The sequence below is a fragment of the [Empedobacter] haloabium genome (assembly GCA_008011715.2).
GTDB lineage: Bacteria > Pseudomonadota > Gammaproteobacteria > Burkholderiales > Burkholderiaceae_D > Rugamonas > Rugamonas haloabia.
Map to the genome: position 1 here is coordinate 6,260,337 of CP136508.1, position 19,002 is coordinate 6,279,338.

Here is a 19,002-nt window from a genome sequence, read left to right on the forward strand (position 1 = left end):
GGAAGAGACTTATGCAGACACCATCGAAAACCGTCATCGCGCTGGCCGTCGGGCTGGCGCTGTCCGCCTGTGGCGACCACCACCGCGACGAGGATCCGACCGCCGTCAACCAGAAGCCGGCTTACCTGGGCACGGTGACCAGCACGAGCTACGACGGCACGTCGGACGACCTGCTGACGGCCGGGCTGGGCACGACCGGCCTGGCGGCCGCCACGCCGCCGGTCTACAACGATCCCGCCAATCCGACGGCGCGCGAGCTGCGCCGCAACGCCATCTTTGCCAACTACCGCGCCGTGCTCGACATCTCGGCCAACAGCGGCTACGGCAGCTTGTACGGGCCGAACGTCAACGCGGCCGGTGGTGTCACCAATGGCAGTGGCATGGTGGCCGGCACGGAATACCTGGCCTATGCCGATGACGGCAGCGGCAGGCAAAACGTCACATTGATGGTGCAGGTCCCGAACAGCTTCGACCCGGCCAACCCGTGCATCGTGACGGGCACGTCCAGCGGCTCGCGCGGCATCTATGGAGCGATCGGCAGCGCCGGCGAGTGGGGGCTGAAGAACAACTGCGCCGTCGCGTATGCGGACAAGGGCAGCGGCACCGGTCTGTACACGTTTGACGACGACAGTGTCAACACACAGAACGGCGTGCGCGCCACGCGCGCGGCAGCTGGCAAGAACGCCACCTTCGCGCCCGAGCTGACGGACGCGCAGCGCACCGCGTTCGCGCAACAGTATCCGGGCCGGGTCGCGTTCAAGCACGCGCACTCGCAGCAGAACCCTGAAAAAGACTGGGGCAAGATCACGTTACAGGCGGTCGAGTTCGCCTTTTACGTGCTGAACGAACGCTATGGCGTGCAGACCAGCGACGGCGGCCGCACGGTGCGCTTCACGCCCGCCAACACGCTGACGATCGCGTCCAGCATCTCCAACGGCGCCGGGTCGGCGCTGCTGGCGGCCGAGCAGGATAGCAAGGGGCTGATCGATGCGGTGGCCGCCACCGAGCCGCAGGTCCAGCCGGACAAGAACACCGGCTACACGGTCCGCCAGGGCGGTGCCAATGTGCCGGCGCAGGGCAAGGCGCTGCTGGACTATTCCAGCTACGCGGCGTTGTACCAGCCTTGCATCGCCGGCGGCGCGGGCCGCTGCGCGTCGCTGGTACAGAAAGGGCTGCTGAACGGCACCGACCTGGTGGCGCGCCAGAACGATGCCAAGGCGCGCTTGAAAGCCTACGGCTGGACGGCGGACGCCGACCCGCTGCAGGGCCTGCATGCGCTGACCAATGTGCTGGTGGCCGTCACGTACGTCAATGCTTACGGCAAGTTTTCCGTCACCGACAAGGTGTGCGGTTTCAACTGGGCACCGGTCGATGCCAGCGGCAATCCGATCGTGTTCTCGGCGGCGCAAAAGGCATCCAGCTTCGCGACGCAGAATGGCATCGTCGGCACGCCGATCTACGAAGACTCGGTGGGAGGCGCCAAGGCGTACAACCTGGGCGTGTCGCCATCGAGCGGCATTGAGGACCAGTCGCTGGACGGCTTCCTGTGCCTGCGCGGCCTGGCGACGGGCCTCGATCCCGTGACGGGCAATGCGCTGACCGGCGAGGCGGCGGCGTTGAGCGCGCGCGTGAAAGCCGGCATGGCGGAAGTGCAGGCGACGGGTAACCTGAAGGGCAAGCCGGCGATCATCGTGTCCGGCCGGTCCGATGCGCTGATTCCCGTCAATCACGCCTCGCGCGCCTATCTGGGCCTGAACGCGGCGGTGGAGGGCGCCAACAGCAAGCTGCGCTATATCGAGGTGACGAACGCCAACCACTTCGATTCGTTTGCCAATGCGCTGCCGAACGTGATCGTGCCGCTGCATGTCTACCTGTTCCGCGCGCTGGACGCCGTGTATGCCAACCTGAAGAACAGCGCGACGGCGCTGCCGCCCTCGCAGCTGGTACGCACCACCACGCGCGGCGACAACAGCGTGCCGATCACGGTGCAGAATGTGCCGCCGATCTCGGCCGCGCCGGGCATCAACGCCATCACCGTCAGCGGCACGACGGTCACCATCCCCGACTAAGGCGACGGCCGGGCCGGTTCAGTAGGCGGCCCGGTAGATCGCCCATGCATCCGCGCGCGTCACGTCGCGCGGATTATTGCCCAACAATCTCGTCTGCAGCATCGCGTCGTCGGCCAGCCGGTCGAGATCGCTTTCCGTCACCCCGACTTCCCGCAGCGTCCGCTCGATCCCCGTGGCGACGGCAAATTGCTCCATGGCCGCCACCAATGCCATCGCCCGCGCCTCGGTGCTGCCACCTACGGCCGGGATGGCAACCTCCGCCAACTCCGCATAGGCCGCCATCGCGGCCGGCAAATTAAAGCGCAGTACGTGCGGCAGGACCAGTGCGTTCGACAGCCCGTGCGGCACGTGGAACGTGCCGCCGATGGGATAAGCCAGCGCGTGGACGGCCGCGACGGGCGCATTGGAAAACGCCTGGCCGGCAAGCAGGGCGCCCAGCAGCATGCCCTGGCGTGCCGCCAGGTCGTGGCCGTCGCGGCAGGCCGCCAGCAGGTTGGTGCACAGCAGCTGCAGCGCTTGCCGCGCCAGGTGGTCGGACAGCGGATTTTTCTTATGGCGGCTGGTATAGGCTTCGATCGCGTGCACCATCGCATCGATGCCCGTCGCGGCCGTGACGCGCGGCGGCAGGCCCACCGTCAAGGTGGCGTCCAGGATGGCAATGTCGGCATACAGCTGCTGGGCGACCACGCCCATCTTGGTGGTCGCGCCCGTGGTGACGATGGCGATATTGGTGACCTCCGAGCCGGTGCCGGCCGTGGTCGGCACCTGTACCAGCGGCAGGCGCTCGCCTCGCACATTGTCGATGCCGTACATTTGCGGCAGCGGCTGGTCGCTCGCAGCCAGCACGGCAATCAGCTTGGCGACGTCCATCGAGCTGCCGCCGCCCAGGCCGATGACAAGGTCGGTGCCGTGGGCACGGGCGACGTCGGCGGCGGCCAGCACGACGGCTTCCGGTGGGTCGGCCACGACGTCCGCGTACACGTGGACGACCAAGCCGGCGGCTTCGAGGCTGCGCAGTGGAGCGACCGTCAGGCCGGTGGCAAGGAAGCCTGGATCGGTAACGAGCAGCGCGCGCCGGGCAGCAGGGAAGCGGTGCCGGACGTGCTGGCCGAGTTGGCCGGCGGCGCCCAGTGCGCAAACGATCTGGCCGACGGTGCTGAAGACGAAGTCCTTCATACGCTCTCCCTGTGGTCGTGATGGCCAGCTTACCAGAACCCGCTGTCCGGTTCTTCCGTACAATGTCGAGCTCGTTCAGGGGAGACACGATGCTCGATTACGCGATGTTGGGAGTGGCGGCGTTTGCCGCCGGCTTGGTGGATGCGGTGGTGGGGGGAGGCGGATTGATCCAGATTCCCGTGCTGTTCTCCGTGTTCGGCAACACGGCGCCCGCCACGCTGCTGGGTACCAGCAAGCTGGCCGGCATCTTCGGTACCGCGGCCGCCGCGGTGAACTACGCCCGACGCGTGTCGATCGCCTGGTCGACGGCGGCACCGGCCGCGGTGGCGGCCTTCCTGTTCGCCTTTTGCGGCGCCTACACCGTGACGCACATCCCGGCCGACTTCATGCGCACCTTGCTGCCCATCGTGCTGCTGGCTGTGGCCGTCTACACGTTCCGCCGCAAGGATTTCGGCAGCGTGCACGCGCCGCTGCATACCGGGCGGCGCGAACAGGTGTTTGCCGTGCTGAGCGGCGCCGGTATCGGCTTCTATGACGGCTTCTTCGGTCCCGGCACCGGCAGCTTCCTGGTGTTCCTGTTTGTGCGCGTGTTCGGCTTTGACTTCCTCGGTGCGTCGGCCGTGGCGAAGGTGGTGAATGTGGCGTGCAACCTGTCGGCGCTGATGTGGTTCGGCTACAGCGGTCACCTGCTGTGGCAGCTGGGGCTGATGATGGCCGTGTGTCAGGTGGCCGGGTCGCTGATCGGCACGAAGCTGGCGATGCGTCACGGCAGCGGTTTCGTGCGCCGCGTGTTCCTGGTGGTGGTCTCGGTCCTGATCGTCAAGACGGGCTGGGATGCTTGGCAGCGGTGGTGACGTTCCACGTGGAACAGAGGACAACCCGGCGTTAGCCGGGTTTTTTTTGTTCCACGTGAAACCAAAAACATTCCACCGGACGCTGTTCCACGTGAAACATCGCAGTGAAATTTCTGCTTAAAAAATTCGCAGCACTGAAAAAACTCTATAATTCTAGTTCAATCCCTTCGAATCATTCCCTCACCATGTTATTTCCTACTGAATTCGACGTCATCGTCGTGGGCGGCGGCCATGCCGGTACCGAAGCCGCCCTGGCCTCCGCACGCATGGGCCAGAAGACGCTGTTGTTGACGCATAACATCGAAACCCTGGGCCAGATGTCCTGCAATCCCTCCATTGGCGGCATCGGCAAGGGCCACCTGGTCAAGGAAGTGGACGCCATGGGCGGCGCCATGGCCATTGCCACGGACGAGTCCGGCATCCAGTTCCGCATCCTGAATTCCTCGAAAGGCCCGGCCGTGCGCGCCACGCGTGCCCAGGCCGACCGCATCCTGTACAAGCAGGCCATCCGTTCGCGCCTGGAAAACCAGCCGAACCTGTGGCTGTTCCAGCAGGCCGTGGACGACCTGATGGTGGAGGGCGACCGTGTCGTCGGCGCCGTCACGCAGATCGGTCTGAAGTTCCTGGCTCGTGCCGTCGTGCTGACGGCCGGCACCTTCCTGGACGGGAAGATCCACGTGGGGCTGCAGAACTACTCGGCCGGCCGTGCCGGCGACCCGCCAGCGCTGTCGCTGTCGAGCCGTTTGAAGGAGTTGAAGCTGCCGCAGGGGCGCCTGAAAACGGGCACGCCACCGCGCATCGACGGCCGCAGCATCGACTTCAGCCAGATGACGGAACAGCCCGGCGACCTCGACCCGGTGCCGGTGTTTTCCGTCATGGGCAACACGGCCATGCACCCCAAGCAGCTGCCATGCTGGGTGACCCACACCAACCAGCAGACGCACGACATCATCCGTGGCGGCTTGGACCGCAGCCCGATGTACACCGGCGTCATCGAGGGCGTCGGCCCCCGCTATTGCCCGTCGATCGAGGACAAGATCCATCGCTTCTCCAGCAAGGAATCGCACCAGATCTTCCTGGAGCCGGAAGGCCTGACCACGCACGAGTTCTACCCGAACGGCATCTCGACCAGCCTGCCATTTGACGTGCAGATCGCCCTGGTGCGCTCGATGAAAGGCCTGGAAAACGCGCACATCCTGCGCCCCGGCTACGCCATCGAATACGACTATTTCGACCCGCGCGGCCTGAAGGCATCGCTGGAAACCAAGGCCATTGCGGGCCTGTATTTCGCCGGCCAGATCAACGGCACGACCGGCTACGAAGAGGCTGCCGCGCAGGGCATGCTGGCCGGGATCAATGCGGCGCTGCAAACGCAGGGCAAGGAAGCCTGGGTGCCAGCGCGCTCGGAAGCCTACCTGGGCGTGCTGGTGGACGACCTCGTCACGCAGGGCGTGCAGGAGCCGTACCGGATGTTTACCAGCCGCGCCGAATACCGCCTGTCGCTGCGCGAAGACAACGCCGACATGCGCCTGACCGAGATCGGCCGCCAGCTGGGCGTCGTCGGTGACGCCCAGTGGGAAGCCTTCGACCGCAAGCGCGAAGCCGTCGCACGCGAGCTGGAACGCCTGAAATCGACGTGGGTGAACCCCCGCATCCTCGCCGCGGCCGAGTCCGAGCGGGTGATCGGCCAGGCGATCGAGCGCGAGTATTCGCTGGCCGACCTGCTGCGCCGTCCGAACGTCGACTACGACCAGCTGGTCACGTTGACCGGTACGGAAGGCCAGAACCTGGGCGGCCCCGGCGTGACCGACCCGGCGGTACAGGAACAGGTGGAAATCCAGCTGAAGTATTCCGGCTATATCGAGCGCCAGCTGAAGGAAGTGGAGCGCCACGAGCATTATGAAAACCTGAAGTTGCCCGAAGGTTTTAACTATCTGGATATCGCGGCGCTGTCCGTCGAGGTACGTCAGAAGCTGGCCAAGCACCGTCCGGAAACCCTGGGCCAGGCTTCGCGTATCTCCGGCGTGACGCCGGCGGCGATCTCGCTGCTCCTGGTGCACCTGAAGAAGGCCGGCTATGGCGGCTTCGTCAACCTGAAAGACGAGGCTGCTTGATGGCCCTGTTCGAGCGCGCCACCCTGGCGCAACTGCTGAAAAATGGCCTCCAGGGCCTGCAATTGGACCTGTCGCAGGCCCAACAGGATCAGTTGCTGGACTATCTGGCCCTGCTGCACAAGTGGAACCATGTCTACAACCTGACCTCCGTGCGCGATCCGGTGCAAATGATGACCTTGCACCTGCTCGATTCGCTGGCCGCCGTGCCGGCTTTCGTCGCTGCCACCAATGTGCTGGACGTGGGGGCGGGCGGTGGCTTGCCCGGGATCGTGCTGGCCATTGCCCGGCCGGACATGAACGTGTCGATGATCGACACGGTACACAAGAAAACCGCGTTCCTGACGCAGGTGAAGGTCGAGCTGGGTCTTGCCAACGTCACCGTCTACACGAAAAAAGTGCAGGACCTGCACGTGAAGCAGCCGTTCGACGTGATTACCAGCCGCGCCTTTGCCGACCTCAGCGATTTTATCGAGTGGTCCCGGCACCTGCTGGCCGAGGACGGGCGATTCATCGCGTTGAAAGGCACGGCGCCGGAGGACGAACGGGCGCGACTGCAGGAGCGGCTGCAGGGCGACTGGAAAGTGCAGGATTTGCAGGCTTTACGGGTGCCGGGGCTGGACGCGGAGCGGCACCTGGTTTTCGTGCAGCGGGCGGAAACAGTATAAATCGTTTATATCGTATAAACAGTATAAATCGTTTATACCGTATAAATAGTATAAACAGAATAAACAATATAAATAGTTTAGTCCAATACGACGCATCAACAAGAAAACTACATGGCGAAAATCTTTTGCGTAGCAAACCAGAAGGGCGGCGTCGGCAAGACCACCACCACGGTCAACCTGTCGGCCGGCCTGGCCAAGCTGAACCAGCGCGTGCTGCTGGTCGACCTGGACCCGCAGGGCAATGCCACGATGGGCGCCGGCATCAACAAGGCCGGCCTGGCGGCATCCACCTATGAAGTCATGCTCGGCACGGCCGACGTGGCCACGGCGCGTCAGCGCTCGGAAGCAGGGCGCTTCGACGTGCTGCCGTCCAACCGCGAGCTGGCCGGCGCCGAAGTGGAGATGGTGGAACTGGAACGGCGCGAGTCGCGCCTGAAGGACGCGCTGGCCCTGGTCGACAAGGACTACGACTTCATCCTGATCGATTGCCCGCCGGCGCTGTCGATGCTGACCCTGAACGGCCTGTGCGCCGCGCATGGCGTCATCATCCCGATGCAGTGCGAGTATTACGCGCTGGAAGGGCTGTCCGACCTGGTCAACACGATCAAGAAGGTACATGCGAACCTGAACCCGGACCTGAAGATCATCGGCCTCTTGCGCGTGATGTTCGATCCGCGCATGACGCTGTCGCAGCAGGTCTCGGCCCAGCTGGAGCAGCACTTCGGCGACAAGGTTTTCAAGACCATCATCCCGCGCAACGTACGGCTGGCCGAGGCGCCATCTTATGGCATGCCGGGCGTGACGTTCGATCCCAGCTCGAAGGGGGCCCAGGCCTACATCGCCTTCGGGGCGGAGATGGTCAAGCGGATCAAGAAGATGTAAAACCCTGGGGACAGGCACCTGTCCCCGGTGTTAATAACTACAACGATTATTCACATGGCAACCAAAAAACTCAAAGGCCTGGGGCGCGGCCTCGACGCGCTGCTGGGCGGCGGCGATCCCGCCGATCCGGCCGACCAGGGCGGCAAACCCTCCGAACTCGCTGTTGCTCAGTTGCAACCCGGCAAATACCAGCCGCGCACGCGGATGGACGAGGGCAGCCTGAACGAACTGGCCGCGTCGATCAAGACGCAGGGCATCATGCAGCCGATCCTGGTACGGCCGGTCGGTACCGGCAAGGACGGCAAGACGACGTACGAGATCATCGCCGGCGAACGACGTTTCCGTGCGGCACAAATTGCTGGACTGGAAAACGTTCCCGTGCTGGTGCGCGACGTGGACGACACGGCCGCCGCCGCGATGGCGCTGATCGAGAACATCCAGCGCGAAGACCTCAATCCGCTGGAAGAAGCCCAGGGCATTCACCGCCTGATCACGGATTTCAGTTTTACGCATGAGCAAGCCGCCCATGCGGTGGGACGCTCGCGCAGCGCCGTCTCGAACCTGCTGCGCCTGATGAACCTGGCCGCACCCGTGCAGACGATGCTGATGGCCGGCGACATCGACATGGGTCACGCCCGGGCGCTGCTGGCCGTCGACGCGGCCGCCCAGATCACGCTGGCCAATGTTGTCGTAGCGAAACGCCTATCCGTGCGTGAAACGGAAAAGCTCGTCAACCGCACCATCGAGGAGCAGACCGCCAAGCCAGACACCAAGGCGCGGGAAAAGTCCGGCGATATCAAGCGCTTGGAAGAAGAACTGTCCGATACACTGGCGACCCCGGTGGTGTTCAAGATCGGCGCCAAGGGACGTGGCCAGATGATCATCGACTTTGCCGACCTGGACATCCTGGACGGCGTCATTGCCCGCCTGCGGGGCTGAGTGTTTACTCTAAAAACACTTTTATTCCCGTGAAGTTCTGCCATTGTCCGGGCCGCCACTGTCCCGATATCGGGCGAGGCACCGGACGGTGGCGTACGCCTTGCACAAAGTCCGGGCAGCGAAGTTGTCGCGCCAGCATCGGATTTGTATCCAAAGCAGCGCGATTGTGGCAAGATTGAGGCTTTGGCAGCGCTTAAGGCTCCGTTAAGGCATTCATGCAGGGTTGTCGCCGCACCAAGCTGGTGCGACAAGATTCTGCCGGTGTTGCAATGTTGTCCCCTTTGCTCTGATGCGGTGCAGCATGTTTGACGTGCTTCATGTTAGCGACCTATAATCCCGTGTCTTTGGGTCTACAAGCTACGTTAAGAAGGTCGGCAAGTGAGTGATTCTGCACAAAGTATCGCCCGGCCGGTGTACCGCATCGTGGCCCTGCAATTCACAATCGCCGTCCTTTTCGCCGCCCTCGTCGCGTATTTCGCCGGGGTGGAGAAAGGCTGGTCCGCCGCCATGGGCGGTGCGATCGCGGTGATCGGCAGCGGGGTGTACGCGCTGATCGTCGCGAGCGGGAGCAGGGACGCCAAAGCGGCGTTACGGCGGCATGAGCTCGCCGAGATGGTGAAGTTATTCATTACAGCAGTGCTGTTTATTGCGGCGCTGGTGCTGTTTCAGTCGGCCGCTAATGTTTGGCTGATCTTGGGTTTTGCAGTGGCGACCTTGGCGTACTGGTTTTCACTGCTCGCAGTTTAATCGCCGGTTTAGACCTTCCGTGATCGGAAGGTTCGGACAACAATTCTAAATTCAATATCACTAACTATGACCACTGAACACGGGGGGCACGCAGCCCCGGCAAACGCCACCGAATACATCCAGCACCACCTTTCCCACCTGCAAACCGCCGACGGCATGTTCAATCTGGACACGTTCTGGATCTCGCTGATCCTGGGCTTCGTGTTCCTGGGCGTGTTCTACATGGCGTCCAAGCGCGCCACCGCCGGCGTGCCGGGCAAGCTGCAGAACTTCGTCGAATGGATCATGGAACTGGTCAACGACACGGTCAACAGCGCCTTCCATGCGAAAAGCGCCGTGATCGCGCCGCTGGCGATCACGATTTTCGTCTGGGTCTGGCTGATGAACGCGATGGACTTCCTGCCGGTGGACCTGCTGCCGAAAATCCTGGAATTCTTCGGCGTGTACAAGCTGCGCGTGGTCCCGACCGCCGACGTGAACCACACCTTCGGCATGGCCTTCGGCGTGTTCCTGTGCATTATCGGCTTCTCGATCAAGGCCAAGGGCGCGGGCGGCTACATGAAGGAACTGTTCACGGCACCGTTCCACGCGCACGGCATCGCCGCCATTTTCCTGGCACCGGTGAACTTCATCTTCCAGATGCTGGAACTGTTCGCCAAGCCAATTTCGCTGTCGCTGCGACTGTTCGGCAATATGTATGCCGGCGAACTGATTTTCATCCTGATCGCGCTGCTGCCATGGTGGGCACAGTGGCTGCTGGGTGGTCCATGGGCAATCTTCCACATCCTGATTGTGACCCTGCAGGCTTTCGTCTTTATGGCCCTGACGGTCGTGTACCTTAGCCTCGCGGTTGAGAAGCACTAATTCGCAATATTGTTTTCACTTTTTCGGTATCTGTAGTTTTTTTAAATCTTAGGAGAAATCTCAAATGCAAGCTCTGATCGCACAAGTACAAAGCATGACCGTTCTGGCCGTCGCAATCATCATTGGTCTGGCAGCCATCGGCACCGCATTGGGCTTCGCAATCCTGGGTGGCAAGTTCCTGGAAGCGTCGGCACGTCAGCCTGAACTGATGCCACAACTGCAAACCAAACTGTTCGTGATCGCCGGTCTGCTGGACGCGATCTCGATGATCGGCGTTGGTGTGTCGCTGCTGTTCACGTTCAACAACCCGTTCCTGACCGCCCTGACCGCCGCCGTAGCTCAGTAATAACGCTCCAACCGGGGAAACTTTTTAGGAGCAAGGTATGAACATCAATGCGTCTCTCATCGGTCAGATGATCACCTTCGCGGTGCTCGTCTGGTTCTCGATGAAATTCGTCTTCCCGGCGCTCAATAGCGCGCTGGATGAGCGTGCCAAGCGTATTGCGGACGGTCTGGCTGCGGCCGACCAGGGCCAGGCCTCGATGGCGGCCGCTGAAAAGCGCGCCGCGGAAGCCCTGGCCTCCGCCCGTGACGAAGCTGCCCAGCGCGTCGCGGACGCTGAAAAGCGTGCTCAGCTGATCGCTGAAGAGATCAAGGCCAACGCCAAGGCCGAAGCGGACCGCATCATCGCGACCGCCAAGGCCGAAGCCGACCAGCAAGTCACCCAGGCCCGCGAGCAACTGCGTGCCCAGGTCGCCGACCTGGCTGTGAAGGGCGCCGAGCAAATCCTGAAGCGCGAAGTCAACGCGTCGGCCCACGCCGACCTGCTGAACCGCCTTGCGACCGAGCTGTAATCATGGCTGAACTCGCAACCGTCGCCCGTCCTTACGCGGAAGCCCTCTTCCGCGTAGCCCAGGCTGGCAACCTCGCGCAGTGGTCCGATCTGGTGTCCGAACTGGCCCAGATCGGTGCCCATCCCGAGGTGCTGGCATATGCCCGCAACCCTAAAGTGTCCGACAGCGATGTGGCGTCGGTCATCCAGGGCCTGCTGAAATCGCCGCTTAACGCGGAAGCGAACAACTTCCTCTCGATGCTGATCGAAAACGGCCGCATCGAACTGCTGCCGGAAATCGGCGTGCAATTCCACGAGCTGAAAAACAGCGTGGAAGGCGCGGCGGATGCCGACATCACCAGCGCATTCGATATGGACGCTGCCCAGACGGCAGGCCTGGTCGCCACGCTGGAAAAGAAATTCGGCCGCAAGCTCAACCCAAGCGTCACGGTGGATCCATCGCTGATCGGTGGCGTACGCGTGGTGGTCGGCGACGAAGTGCTGGACACTTCGGTACGCGCCAAGCTGCAACAGCTGCGTGTCGCGCTGGTGTCGTAAGACATTTGCGTAGCCGCCGCCCGCTTCGGCAGACCCTTATACCCTCGCGCAAGCTGAGAGAAAACAATTAGGAGTTAGTATGCAACTCAACCCATCTGAAATCAGCGAGCTGATCAAGAGCCGGATCCAAGGCATTGATGGCGGCGCTGAAGTGCGCAATCAAGGCACCGTTATCTCGGTTGCCGACGGTATCTGCCGCATCCACGGTCTGTCCGAAGTGATGCAAGGCGAGATGCTGGAATTCCCTGGCAACACCTTCGGTCTGGCGATGAACCTGGAGCGCGACTCCGTCGGCGCCGTTATCCTGGGTTCCTACGAGCACATCTCGGAAGGCGACACGGTCAAGTGCACCGGCCGCATCCTGGAAGTGCCGGTCGGTCCGGAACTGCGCGGCCGCGTCGTCAACGCCCTGGGCCAGCCGATCGACGGCAAGGGCCCGGTCGTCACGCAGCTGACCTCGCCAATCGAGAAGATCGCACCGGGCGTTATCGCCCGTGAGTCCGTGTCGCAGCCAATGCAGACCGGCCTGAAGTCGATCGACGCGATGGTGCCGATCGGCCGTGGCCAGCGTGAGCTGATCATTGGCGACCGCCAGACCGGTAAATCGGCTGTCGCAGTCGACGCGATCATCAACCAGAAGGGCCAGGGCATGACGTGTATCTACGTCGCCATCGGCCAGAAGGCATCGACCATCAAGAACATCGTGCGTTCGCTGGAACAGCACGGCGCGATGGAATACACGATCGTCGTCGCCGCTTCCGCTTCGGAATCGGCCGCCATGCAGTACATCTCGGCCTACTCGGGCTGCACGATGGGCGAATACTTCCGCGACCGCGGCGAAGACGCCCTGATCGTGTACGACGACCTGTCCAAGCAAGCTGTCGCCTACCGTCAAATTTCCCTGCTGCTGCGCCGCCCACCAGGCCGCGAAGCGTACCCAGGCGACGTGTTCTACCTGCACAGCCGTCTGCTGGAACGCGCAGCCCGCGTGAACGCCGACTACGTCGAAGCCTTCACCAACGGCGCCGTCAAGGGCAAGACCGGTTCGCTGACGGCCCTGCCGATCATCGAAACGCAAGCGGGCGACGTCTCGGCATTCGTGCCGACCAACGTGATCTCGATTACCGACGGCCAGATCTTCCTGGAAACGTCGCTGTTCAACGCCGGTATCCGTCCTGCGATTAACGCCGGTATCTCGGTGTCGCGCGTCGGTGGCGCTGCCCAGACCAAGGTCATCAAGGGCCTGTCCGGCGGTATCCGTACCGACCTGGCACAGTACCGTGAACTGGCTGCGTTCGCGCAGTTCGCTTCGGACCTGGACGAATCGACCCGCAAGCAGCTCGAGCGCGGTGCCCGCGTGACGGAACTGCTGAAGCAGGCGCAGTACTCGCCACTGTCGATCTCCACGATGGCTGCATCGCTGTTCGCCGTCAACAAGGGCTTCCTGGACGATGTGCCGGTCAAGTCGGTGCTGGCGTTCGAAGCAGGCATGCACGCTTACCTGAAGACCAAGCAAGCCGCTCTGCTGTCCAAGATCGAAGAAACCAAGCAACTGGACAAGGATGGCGAAGCTGCGCTGTCCGCCGCCATTGCTGATTTCAAGAAATCGGGCGCATTTTAAGCGTGCTGGCGGCCCCCGACGGGGCCGCCTTCCGACGCAGAAGGAGTAAGGACTCATGGCAGTAGGCAAAGAGATACGTGGCAAGATCAAGAGCGTAGAAAATACGAAGAAGATCACGAAGGCGATGGAAATGGTCGCCGCATCGAAAATGCGCAAGGCGCAGGATCGCATGCGCGCCGCCCGTCCCTACGCGGACAAGATTCGTGTGATCGCGACGAACCTGGCAAGCGCCAATCCGGAATACACGCACCCGTTCCTGGCCGAAGCCCAGGGGACGCAAGCGAAAGCCGTGGGGTTCATCATCGTCACGACCGACAAGGGTCTGTGCGGTGGCCTGAACACCAACGTGCTGCGCCAGGTGACGGCGAAAACCCGTGAACTGGAAGCGGCCGGCAACAAGATCGAAGCCGTGGCGATCGGCAACAAGGGTTTGGGTTTCCTGAACCGCGTCGGCGTGCCCGTGGTGGCGCAGGCGACCCAGATCGGCGATACGCCGCACCTGGACAAGCTGATCGGCCCTGTGAAAGTAATGCTGGAGAAGTTCCAGGAAGGTAAGCTGGACGCCGTCTACCTGTGCTACACCAAGTTCATCAACACGATGAAGCAGGAACCGGTCGTCGAGCAGCTGCTGCCGCTGACGGCGGACAAGCGCGCTACCGACAAGTCGGCCCACCAGTGGGACTACATCTACGAGCCGGACGCAGCGACCGTCATCGACGAACTGCTGGAACGCTACGTGGAAGCGCTGGTGTACCAGTCCGTCGCGGAAAACCTGGCGTCCGAGCAATCGGCGCGGATGGTGGCGATGAAGGCCGCCAGCGACAACGCCGGTAACGTCATTGGCGAGCTGAAGCTGGTCTACAACAAGACCCGCCAGGCAGCAATTACCAAAGAACTCTCTGAAATCGTGTCCGGTGCGGCCGCGGTTTAAACGAATTTAACTATATTTGAAGGAACGAACATGGCTGATGGCAAAATCGTTCAGTGTATCGGCGCTGTGGTGGACGTTGAGTTCCCGCGCAACGCGATGCCTAAGGTTTTTGACGCGCTGAAAATGGAAGGCTCCGAGCTGACCCTGGAAGTTCAACAGCAGCTGGGCGACGGCGTGGTCCGTACCATTGCGCTGGGCTCTTCCGACGGCCTGCGTCGCGGCATGACCATCCAGAACACCGGCAAGCCGATCATGGTGCCGGTCGGTAAAGGCACCCTGGGTCGCATCATGGACGTGCTGGGCAACCCGATCGACGAGCGCGGCCCTGTTTCGCAAGAACAGATCGCCTCGATCCACCGCGTGGCACCGGCTTACGACGAGCTGTCGCCGTCGCAAGACCTGCTGGAAACCGGCATCAAGGTGATCGACCTGGTGTGCCCGTTCGCCAAGGGCGGTAAAGTCGGCCTGTTCGGCGGCGCCGGCGTCGGCAAGACCGTCAACATGATGGAACTGATCAACAACATCGCCAAGGCGCACTCGGGTCTGTCCGTGTTTGCCGGCGTGGGTGAGCGTACCCGTGAAGGTAACGACTTCTACCACGAGATGGCCGATGCGAAGGTCGTCGACCTGGAAAACCTGGGCAACTCCAAAGTGGCCATGGTCTACGGTCAGATGAACGAGCCGCCAGGCAACCGTCTGCGCGTCGCGCTGACCGGCCTGACGATCGCCGAATCGTTCCGTGACGAAGGCAAGGACGTTCTGTTCTTCGTCGATAACATCTACCGCTTCACGCTGGCCGGTACGGAAGTGTCCGCACTGCTGGGCCGTATGCCTTCCGCCGTGGGCTACCAGCCGACGCTGGCCGAGGAAATGGGCCGCCTGCAAGAGCGCATCACGTCGACCAAGACCGGTTCGATCACGTCGATCCAGGCCGTCTACGTCCCTGCGGATGACTTGACCGACCCGTCGCCAGCGACGACCTTCGGTCACCTGGACTCCACCGTCGTTCTGTCGCGTGACATCGCTTCGCTGGGTATCTACCCGGCCGTGGACCCGCTGGACTCGACCTCGCGCCAGCTGGACCCGCTGGTCGTCGGCCAGGAGCACTACGACACGGCGCGCGCCGTGCAGGGCACGCTGCAGCGCTACAAGGAACTGCGCGACATCATCGCGATTCTGGGCATGGACGAACTGGCACCGGAAGACAAACTGCTGGTCGCTCGCGCTCGTAAGATGCAGCGTTTCCTGTCGCAGCCGTTCCACGTCGCTGAAGTGTTCACCGGCTCGCCAGGCAAGTACGTTTCGCTGAAGGACACGATCAAGGGCTTCAAGATGATCGCTTCCGGCGAACTGGATCACCTGCCGGAGCAGGCGTTCTACATGGTCGGCACGATCGAAGAAGCCATCGAAAAAGCCAAGAAGCTGGGCTAATCGAGATGGCCCCACGTGACGCACGTGGGGCCGTTCAACCTTAGGATTGACAATGGCAAATACTATTCACGTCGACGTGGTCTCGGCAGAAGAGCTGATCTTCTCCGGCGAAGCCACGTTCGTCGCGTTGCCGGGCGAACAGGGCGAGCTGGGTATCTACCCGAAGCACACGCCGCTGATCACCCGTATCCGTCCGGGCGCGGTACGCATCCAGGTGCAAGGCAAGTCGGAAGAGGAGTTTGTCTTCGTTGCCGGCGGCCTGCTGGAAGTGCAGCCGAACGCCGTGACGGTACTGGCCGACACCGCGATCCGTGGCGCCGACCTGGATGAAGCCAAGGCACAAGCCGCCAAAAAACTGGCGGAAGAGAACCTGGCCAACAACAAGACCGGCATCGACTACGCGAAAGCCCAGGCGGAACTGGCAGCGGCCATCGGCCAGCTGGCAGCGATCGCCAAACTGCGCCAGACCAAGCACTGATCTGGACGCATCCCTAAAAAGGCAGCCTCGGCTGCCTTTTTTTGTGTCTGATGTTCTGCCACAATGCAGCAAAGCTGATCTCGTCTACAGTGCCTGCTCAACGAGTCGAGACAGAACATACTACGTATAGGAACGATTATGTCGAGCAGTTACTTCTTTTGCCAAGCGGAAAAAAATGAACAAAATTCTGCCTTTTTGGATTCCTTGGAAAATTATGCCGACCAATTTAAGCGGCAAGTCTTTGTAATTGATAGACCTTTAGGAGACACCAAATATAACTATGATTTTAAGGACGGTTTTGTTCTTCTGATTCCTGACTTTAAAATTACATTTTTAAATTTTGGTGGCGATCCGGACGATTTTAGCGACTATTTCGCAGATTTTGTAGAAGATGTTGGCTCGATCTCAGACAAGTTTAGGTATAAGTCTTTGATCGGTCGTCCTAGAGAGTGGAAAGATAGACTACTTCATATCCAAGAATATTCTTTGGAGTTGGATGACGTCGCCAAATTTCTTGAGCCGATAAAAATTACGGATGGCATGGAAAAAAAGCGGGTGGAGCTGCTTATTTCCCTCCTTACAGGCAGTATCAATGATATTGAGAAGGTTAAGGGTGATCTTCCAAATAATATACTTGATAAGGTAAAGCAAAAAATATTGCTTTTTGATGGTGATCAAACCAGATTCGTCTACCAGAAGTTGGATAAGTCGCCGATCACAATACAAGGGCTTTCAGGAACAGGGAAAACTGAACTGCTGCTACATAAGCTAAAGGAGCTGTATGTATCTCAGCAAAACTCCAGAATCATGTTCACGTGCCACAATCACGTCCTATCTGACACGTTGAGAAAGCGCATTCCTGACTTCTTCACTTTTATGAAAGTGGAGGAACAAATTAAGTGGGAAGAGCGACTCTGGTGTGTCAGTGCATGGGGCTCACAAAATAACGAAAATTCTGGCGCTTACAGTTTTATAACCAATTTTTATGAAATTTCGTTCCATCGATTTAGTGGTTCGATGACTTTTGCCCGTGCTTGTCAAATCGCGCTTACAGAAATCGAGAGCTCTTCTAATAAGGGTAGTTTTGCTTTTGATTATATGTTGGTTGACGAAAGCCAAGACTTTCCGAGCGAGTTTCTGCAGCTTTGTCAGAAGGTAACGAAGAATACAGTATATATCGCAGGGGATATTTTCCAGAGCATCTTTGATTCAGAAAAGATTGATGAAATATCGTCCGATTTTTTGTTGAGTAAGTGCTATCGGACTGATCCTCGTACATTGATGTTTTCACACGCCCTTGGAATGGGCCTCTTTGAAGCCAAAAAGCTTAATTGGCTCGAGGATTCCGAATGGGCCAACTGTGGCTATATCGTTAATCGACCAGCTCCCGGAGTTCTGCAACTTACGCGTGAACCTCTACGCCGTTTTGAGGATATTGATCCGGCGAAACTTAGCAGTGTAGAGCTAGTGTCTCTACAAAAAGACGAGGAAGTTGAATCAGCAGTAATGTCGATTTTAAGATCGATTCGGGCCGAGAACCCTACAGTTCTCGCGGACGATATTGGTATCGTGTTTCTCGGAACTGGTAAGAGAGTCTATGCTATCGCAGACTTTTTGGCCTTCCACATACCACGAGAGTTTGACTGGCAGGTAAATAAAGCATATGAGACAAAGCAGAAGTTAAAAGATGCTATCTTCATTACTAACAAGAATAATGTCAAGGGCCTAGAGTTTCCGTTTGTTATCTGTGTGAGCGAGTATATCGGTGACAGCTACACTCAACGCAACTCCCTCTATATGACAATGACGCGATCGTTCATCAAATCGTACCTTATACTGTCGAGTGAGCTAAATGTAGAGCTTTTGCCAATTTTACGTAGAGGCCTGAAAACTATCGAGGATAATGGTGCAATGCTTATTAAGGAGCCCAGCCCTCCTGAAAAGGAGCGTATTCGCACAACGATCGCCGGCGCCAAAAAGAATGTGTCGTTTTATGATTTTGTCTATGGTATTTTTGAAGAGTTGGGAATTCCTGCAGCGTATAGAAAGCAGGTTTTCGACGCGACTAGAATTATGCTGAATGAGGTTTTCGATCACGAAACGGTATCTGATACGGTTCGCTACACATATAATCGAATCACTGGGGTGAAAATGTGAAGGTATTCCACTTCGGTCTGGATAAGCGCCAGGTTGATCTATTGTTCTCGCCATTAAGGACAAAAGTCGACGTGATACGTCTGCTTATGAACACCATAAAGATCATGTTGGTTGGGGATAAGCTTCCAACGGAACGAACCGCAGGGATGCTTACACTACGGGTTTCGTCAATGAACCGGCTAATTTTTTCCGCAGTGGACAAGATTTTTTCCATCAGTTTTCCGTTCACTACTTTACAACAAGAGGATTGTCTGCGGTTTGAATCAGATTACTGTGACGACATCGATCACCGCATTACCTCAGAAATACTCGCGCTCGTCAATAGTAGACATTATACCGATTTTACTGATATATTCGGTTTTGCTGACGCAGTAATAGAGGCGGGTGAGGATCATGAAGATTTATGGGGCTTAGTGCGAGAACTGATGATGTTCGAGGATAATTATTTGCGCTATGACCATGACCCCATCAGAGCAGACGGCAAGAGGCATCCCCTGCATCATCTTGATATCAGTTATACCTCGTCCGGTACATTCAAGCTGGGTTTGGCTGGTCGAGTCACTCCAGAGGTGTTCGTCGATATTCTTGACGTGGAGTCTGATTGTCATTTCCTCGATACGAAATGTGGGGATTTTCGATGACCAGTGTTTGCAGAGTGATCGGCGGACTATTGGTTTCGCTGGC

18 protein-coding genes are annotated in these 19,002 nt (G+C 59.6%); 17 read left to right on the forward strand and 1 reads right to left on the reverse strand.

Annotated features, from left to right (window positions below; all coding sequences use genetic code 11):
* Positions 1–11 precede the first annotated feature (11 nt).
* Complete coding sequence (locus E7V67_027315; GenBank protein WUR13350.1) at positions 12–2,069, forward strand: 3-hydroxybutyrate oligomer hydrolase family protein; 2,058 nt, start codon at positions 12–14, stop codon at positions 2,067–2,069.
* A gap of 18 nt (positions 2,070–2,087) precedes the next feature.
* Here E7V67_027315 and E7V67_027320 read toward each other — a convergent pair whose 3' ends face one another.
* The gene (locus E7V67_027320) at positions 2,088–3,245 is read right to left on the reverse strand and encodes an iron-containing alcohol dehydrogenase (GenBank protein WUR13351.1); all 1,158 of its coding nucleotides are present in this window, start codon (positions 3,243–3,245) and stop codon (positions 2,088–2,090) included.
* A gap of 89 nt (positions 3,246–3,334) precedes the next feature.
* Between E7V67_027320 and E7V67_027325 the strand changes: the two genes are divergently transcribed.
* The 16 genes from E7V67_027325 (at position 3,335) to E7V67_027400 (ending at position 18,959) form a co-directional block, all read left to right on the forward strand.
* Entirely contained in the window at positions 3,335–4,099 is a 765-nt protein-coding gene (locus E7V67_027325; GenBank protein ID WUR13352.1) for a TSUP family transporter, read from the forward strand.
* A 185-nt stretch (positions 4,100–4,284) separates the two neighbouring features.
* Entirely contained in the window at positions 4,285–6,213 is a 1,929-nt protein-coding gene (mnmG, locus tag E7V67_027330; GenBank protein ID WUR13353.1) for a tRNA uridine-5-carboxymethylaminomethyl(34) synthesis enzyme MnmG, read from the forward strand.
* The gene (gene rsmG / locus E7V67_027335) at positions 6,213–6,878 is read left to right on the forward strand and encodes a 16S rRNA (guanine(527)-N(7))-methyltransferase RsmG (protein WUR16357.1); all 666 of its coding nucleotides are present in this window, start codon (positions 6,213–6,215) and stop codon (positions 6,876–6,878) included. Before mnmG ends, rsmG begins: the two co-directional genes overlap by 1 nt.
* A 111-nt stretch (positions 6,879–6,989) precedes the next feature.
* Entirely contained in the window at positions 6,990–7,760 is a 771-nt protein-coding gene (locus tag E7V67_027340) for a ParA family protein (protein WUR13354.1), read from the forward strand.
* 54 nt (positions 7,761–7,814) lie between these two features.
* Positions 7,815–8,699, forward strand: coding sequence for a ParB/RepB/Spo0J family partition protein (locus tag E7V67_027345; protein WUR13355.1), 885 nt, complete (start codon positions 7,815–7,817; stop codon positions 8,697–8,699).
* 378 nt (positions 8,700–9,077) lie between these two features.
* Positions 9,078–9,446: an ATP synthase subunit I gene (locus tag E7V67_027350; protein WUR13356.1), complete on the forward strand. Its 369-nt coding sequence runs from the start codon at positions 9,078–9,080 to the stop codon at positions 9,444–9,446.
* Positions 9,447–9,512: 66 nt separating this feature from the next.
* Positions 9,513–10,310 carry a F0F1 ATP synthase subunit A gene (atpB, locus tag E7V67_027355; GenBank protein WUR13357.1) on the forward strand — a complete coding sequence of 266 codons (798 nt, stop codon included), beginning with the start codon at positions 9,513–9,515 and terminating at the stop codon, positions 10,308–10,310.
* A gap of 64 nt (positions 10,311–10,374) precedes the next feature.
* Positions 10,375–10,656, forward strand: coding sequence for a F0F1 ATP synthase subunit C (atpE, locus tag E7V67_027360; protein WUR13358.1), 282 nt, complete (start codon positions 10,375–10,377; stop codon positions 10,654–10,656).
* Between the two features lie 37 nt (positions 10,657–10,693).
* A complete protein-coding gene (locus E7V67_027365; protein WUR13359.1) occupies positions 10,694–11,164 on the forward strand; it encodes a F0F1 ATP synthase subunit B in 471 nt (156 codons plus the stop codon).
* Between the two features lie 2 nt (positions 11,165–11,166).
* On the forward strand, positions 11,167–11,700 hold the full coding sequence (locus E7V67_027370) for a F0F1 ATP synthase subunit delta (protein ID WUR13360.1): 534 nt from the start codon (positions 11,167–11,169) through the stop codon (positions 11,698–11,700).
* Positions 11,701–11,779: 79 nt separating this feature from the next.
* The gene (gene atpA, locus E7V67_027375) at positions 11,780–13,321 is read left to right on the forward strand and encodes a F0F1 ATP synthase subunit alpha (GenBank protein WUR13361.1); all 1,542 of its coding nucleotides are present in this window, start codon (positions 11,780–11,782) and stop codon (positions 13,319–13,321) included.
* Between the two features lie 55 nt (positions 13,322–13,376).
* Positions 13,377–14,252 (forward strand): F0F1 ATP synthase subunit gamma, encoded by an 876-nt coding sequence (atpG, locus tag E7V67_027380; GenBank protein WUR13362.1) that lies wholly within the window; start codon positions 13,377–13,379, stop codon positions 14,250–14,252.
* Between the two features lie 30 nt (positions 14,253–14,282).
* The gene (gene atpD / locus E7V67_027385) at positions 14,283–15,683 is read left to right on the forward strand and encodes a F0F1 ATP synthase subunit beta (protein ID WUR13363.1); all 1,401 of its coding nucleotides are present in this window, start codon (positions 14,283–14,285) and stop codon (positions 15,681–15,683) included.
* Between the two features lie 52 nt (positions 15,684–15,735).
* Positions 15,736–16,161 carry a F0F1 ATP synthase subunit epsilon gene (locus E7V67_027390; GenBank protein WUR13364.1) on the forward strand — a complete coding sequence of 142 codons (426 nt, stop codon included), beginning with the start codon at positions 15,736–15,738 and terminating at the stop codon, positions 16,159–16,161.
* Positions 16,162–16,299: 138 nt separating this feature from the next.
* Entirely contained in the window at positions 16,300–18,318 is a 2,019-nt protein-coding gene (locus E7V67_027395) for an AAA family ATPase (protein WUR13365.1), read from the forward strand.
* Complete coding sequence (locus E7V67_027400) at positions 18,315–18,959, forward strand: hypothetical protein (protein WUR13366.1); 645 nt, start codon at positions 18,315–18,317, stop codon at positions 18,957–18,959. Before E7V67_027395 ends, E7V67_027400 begins: the two co-directional genes overlap by 4 nt.
* Positions 18,960–19,002 lie beyond the last annotated feature (43 nt).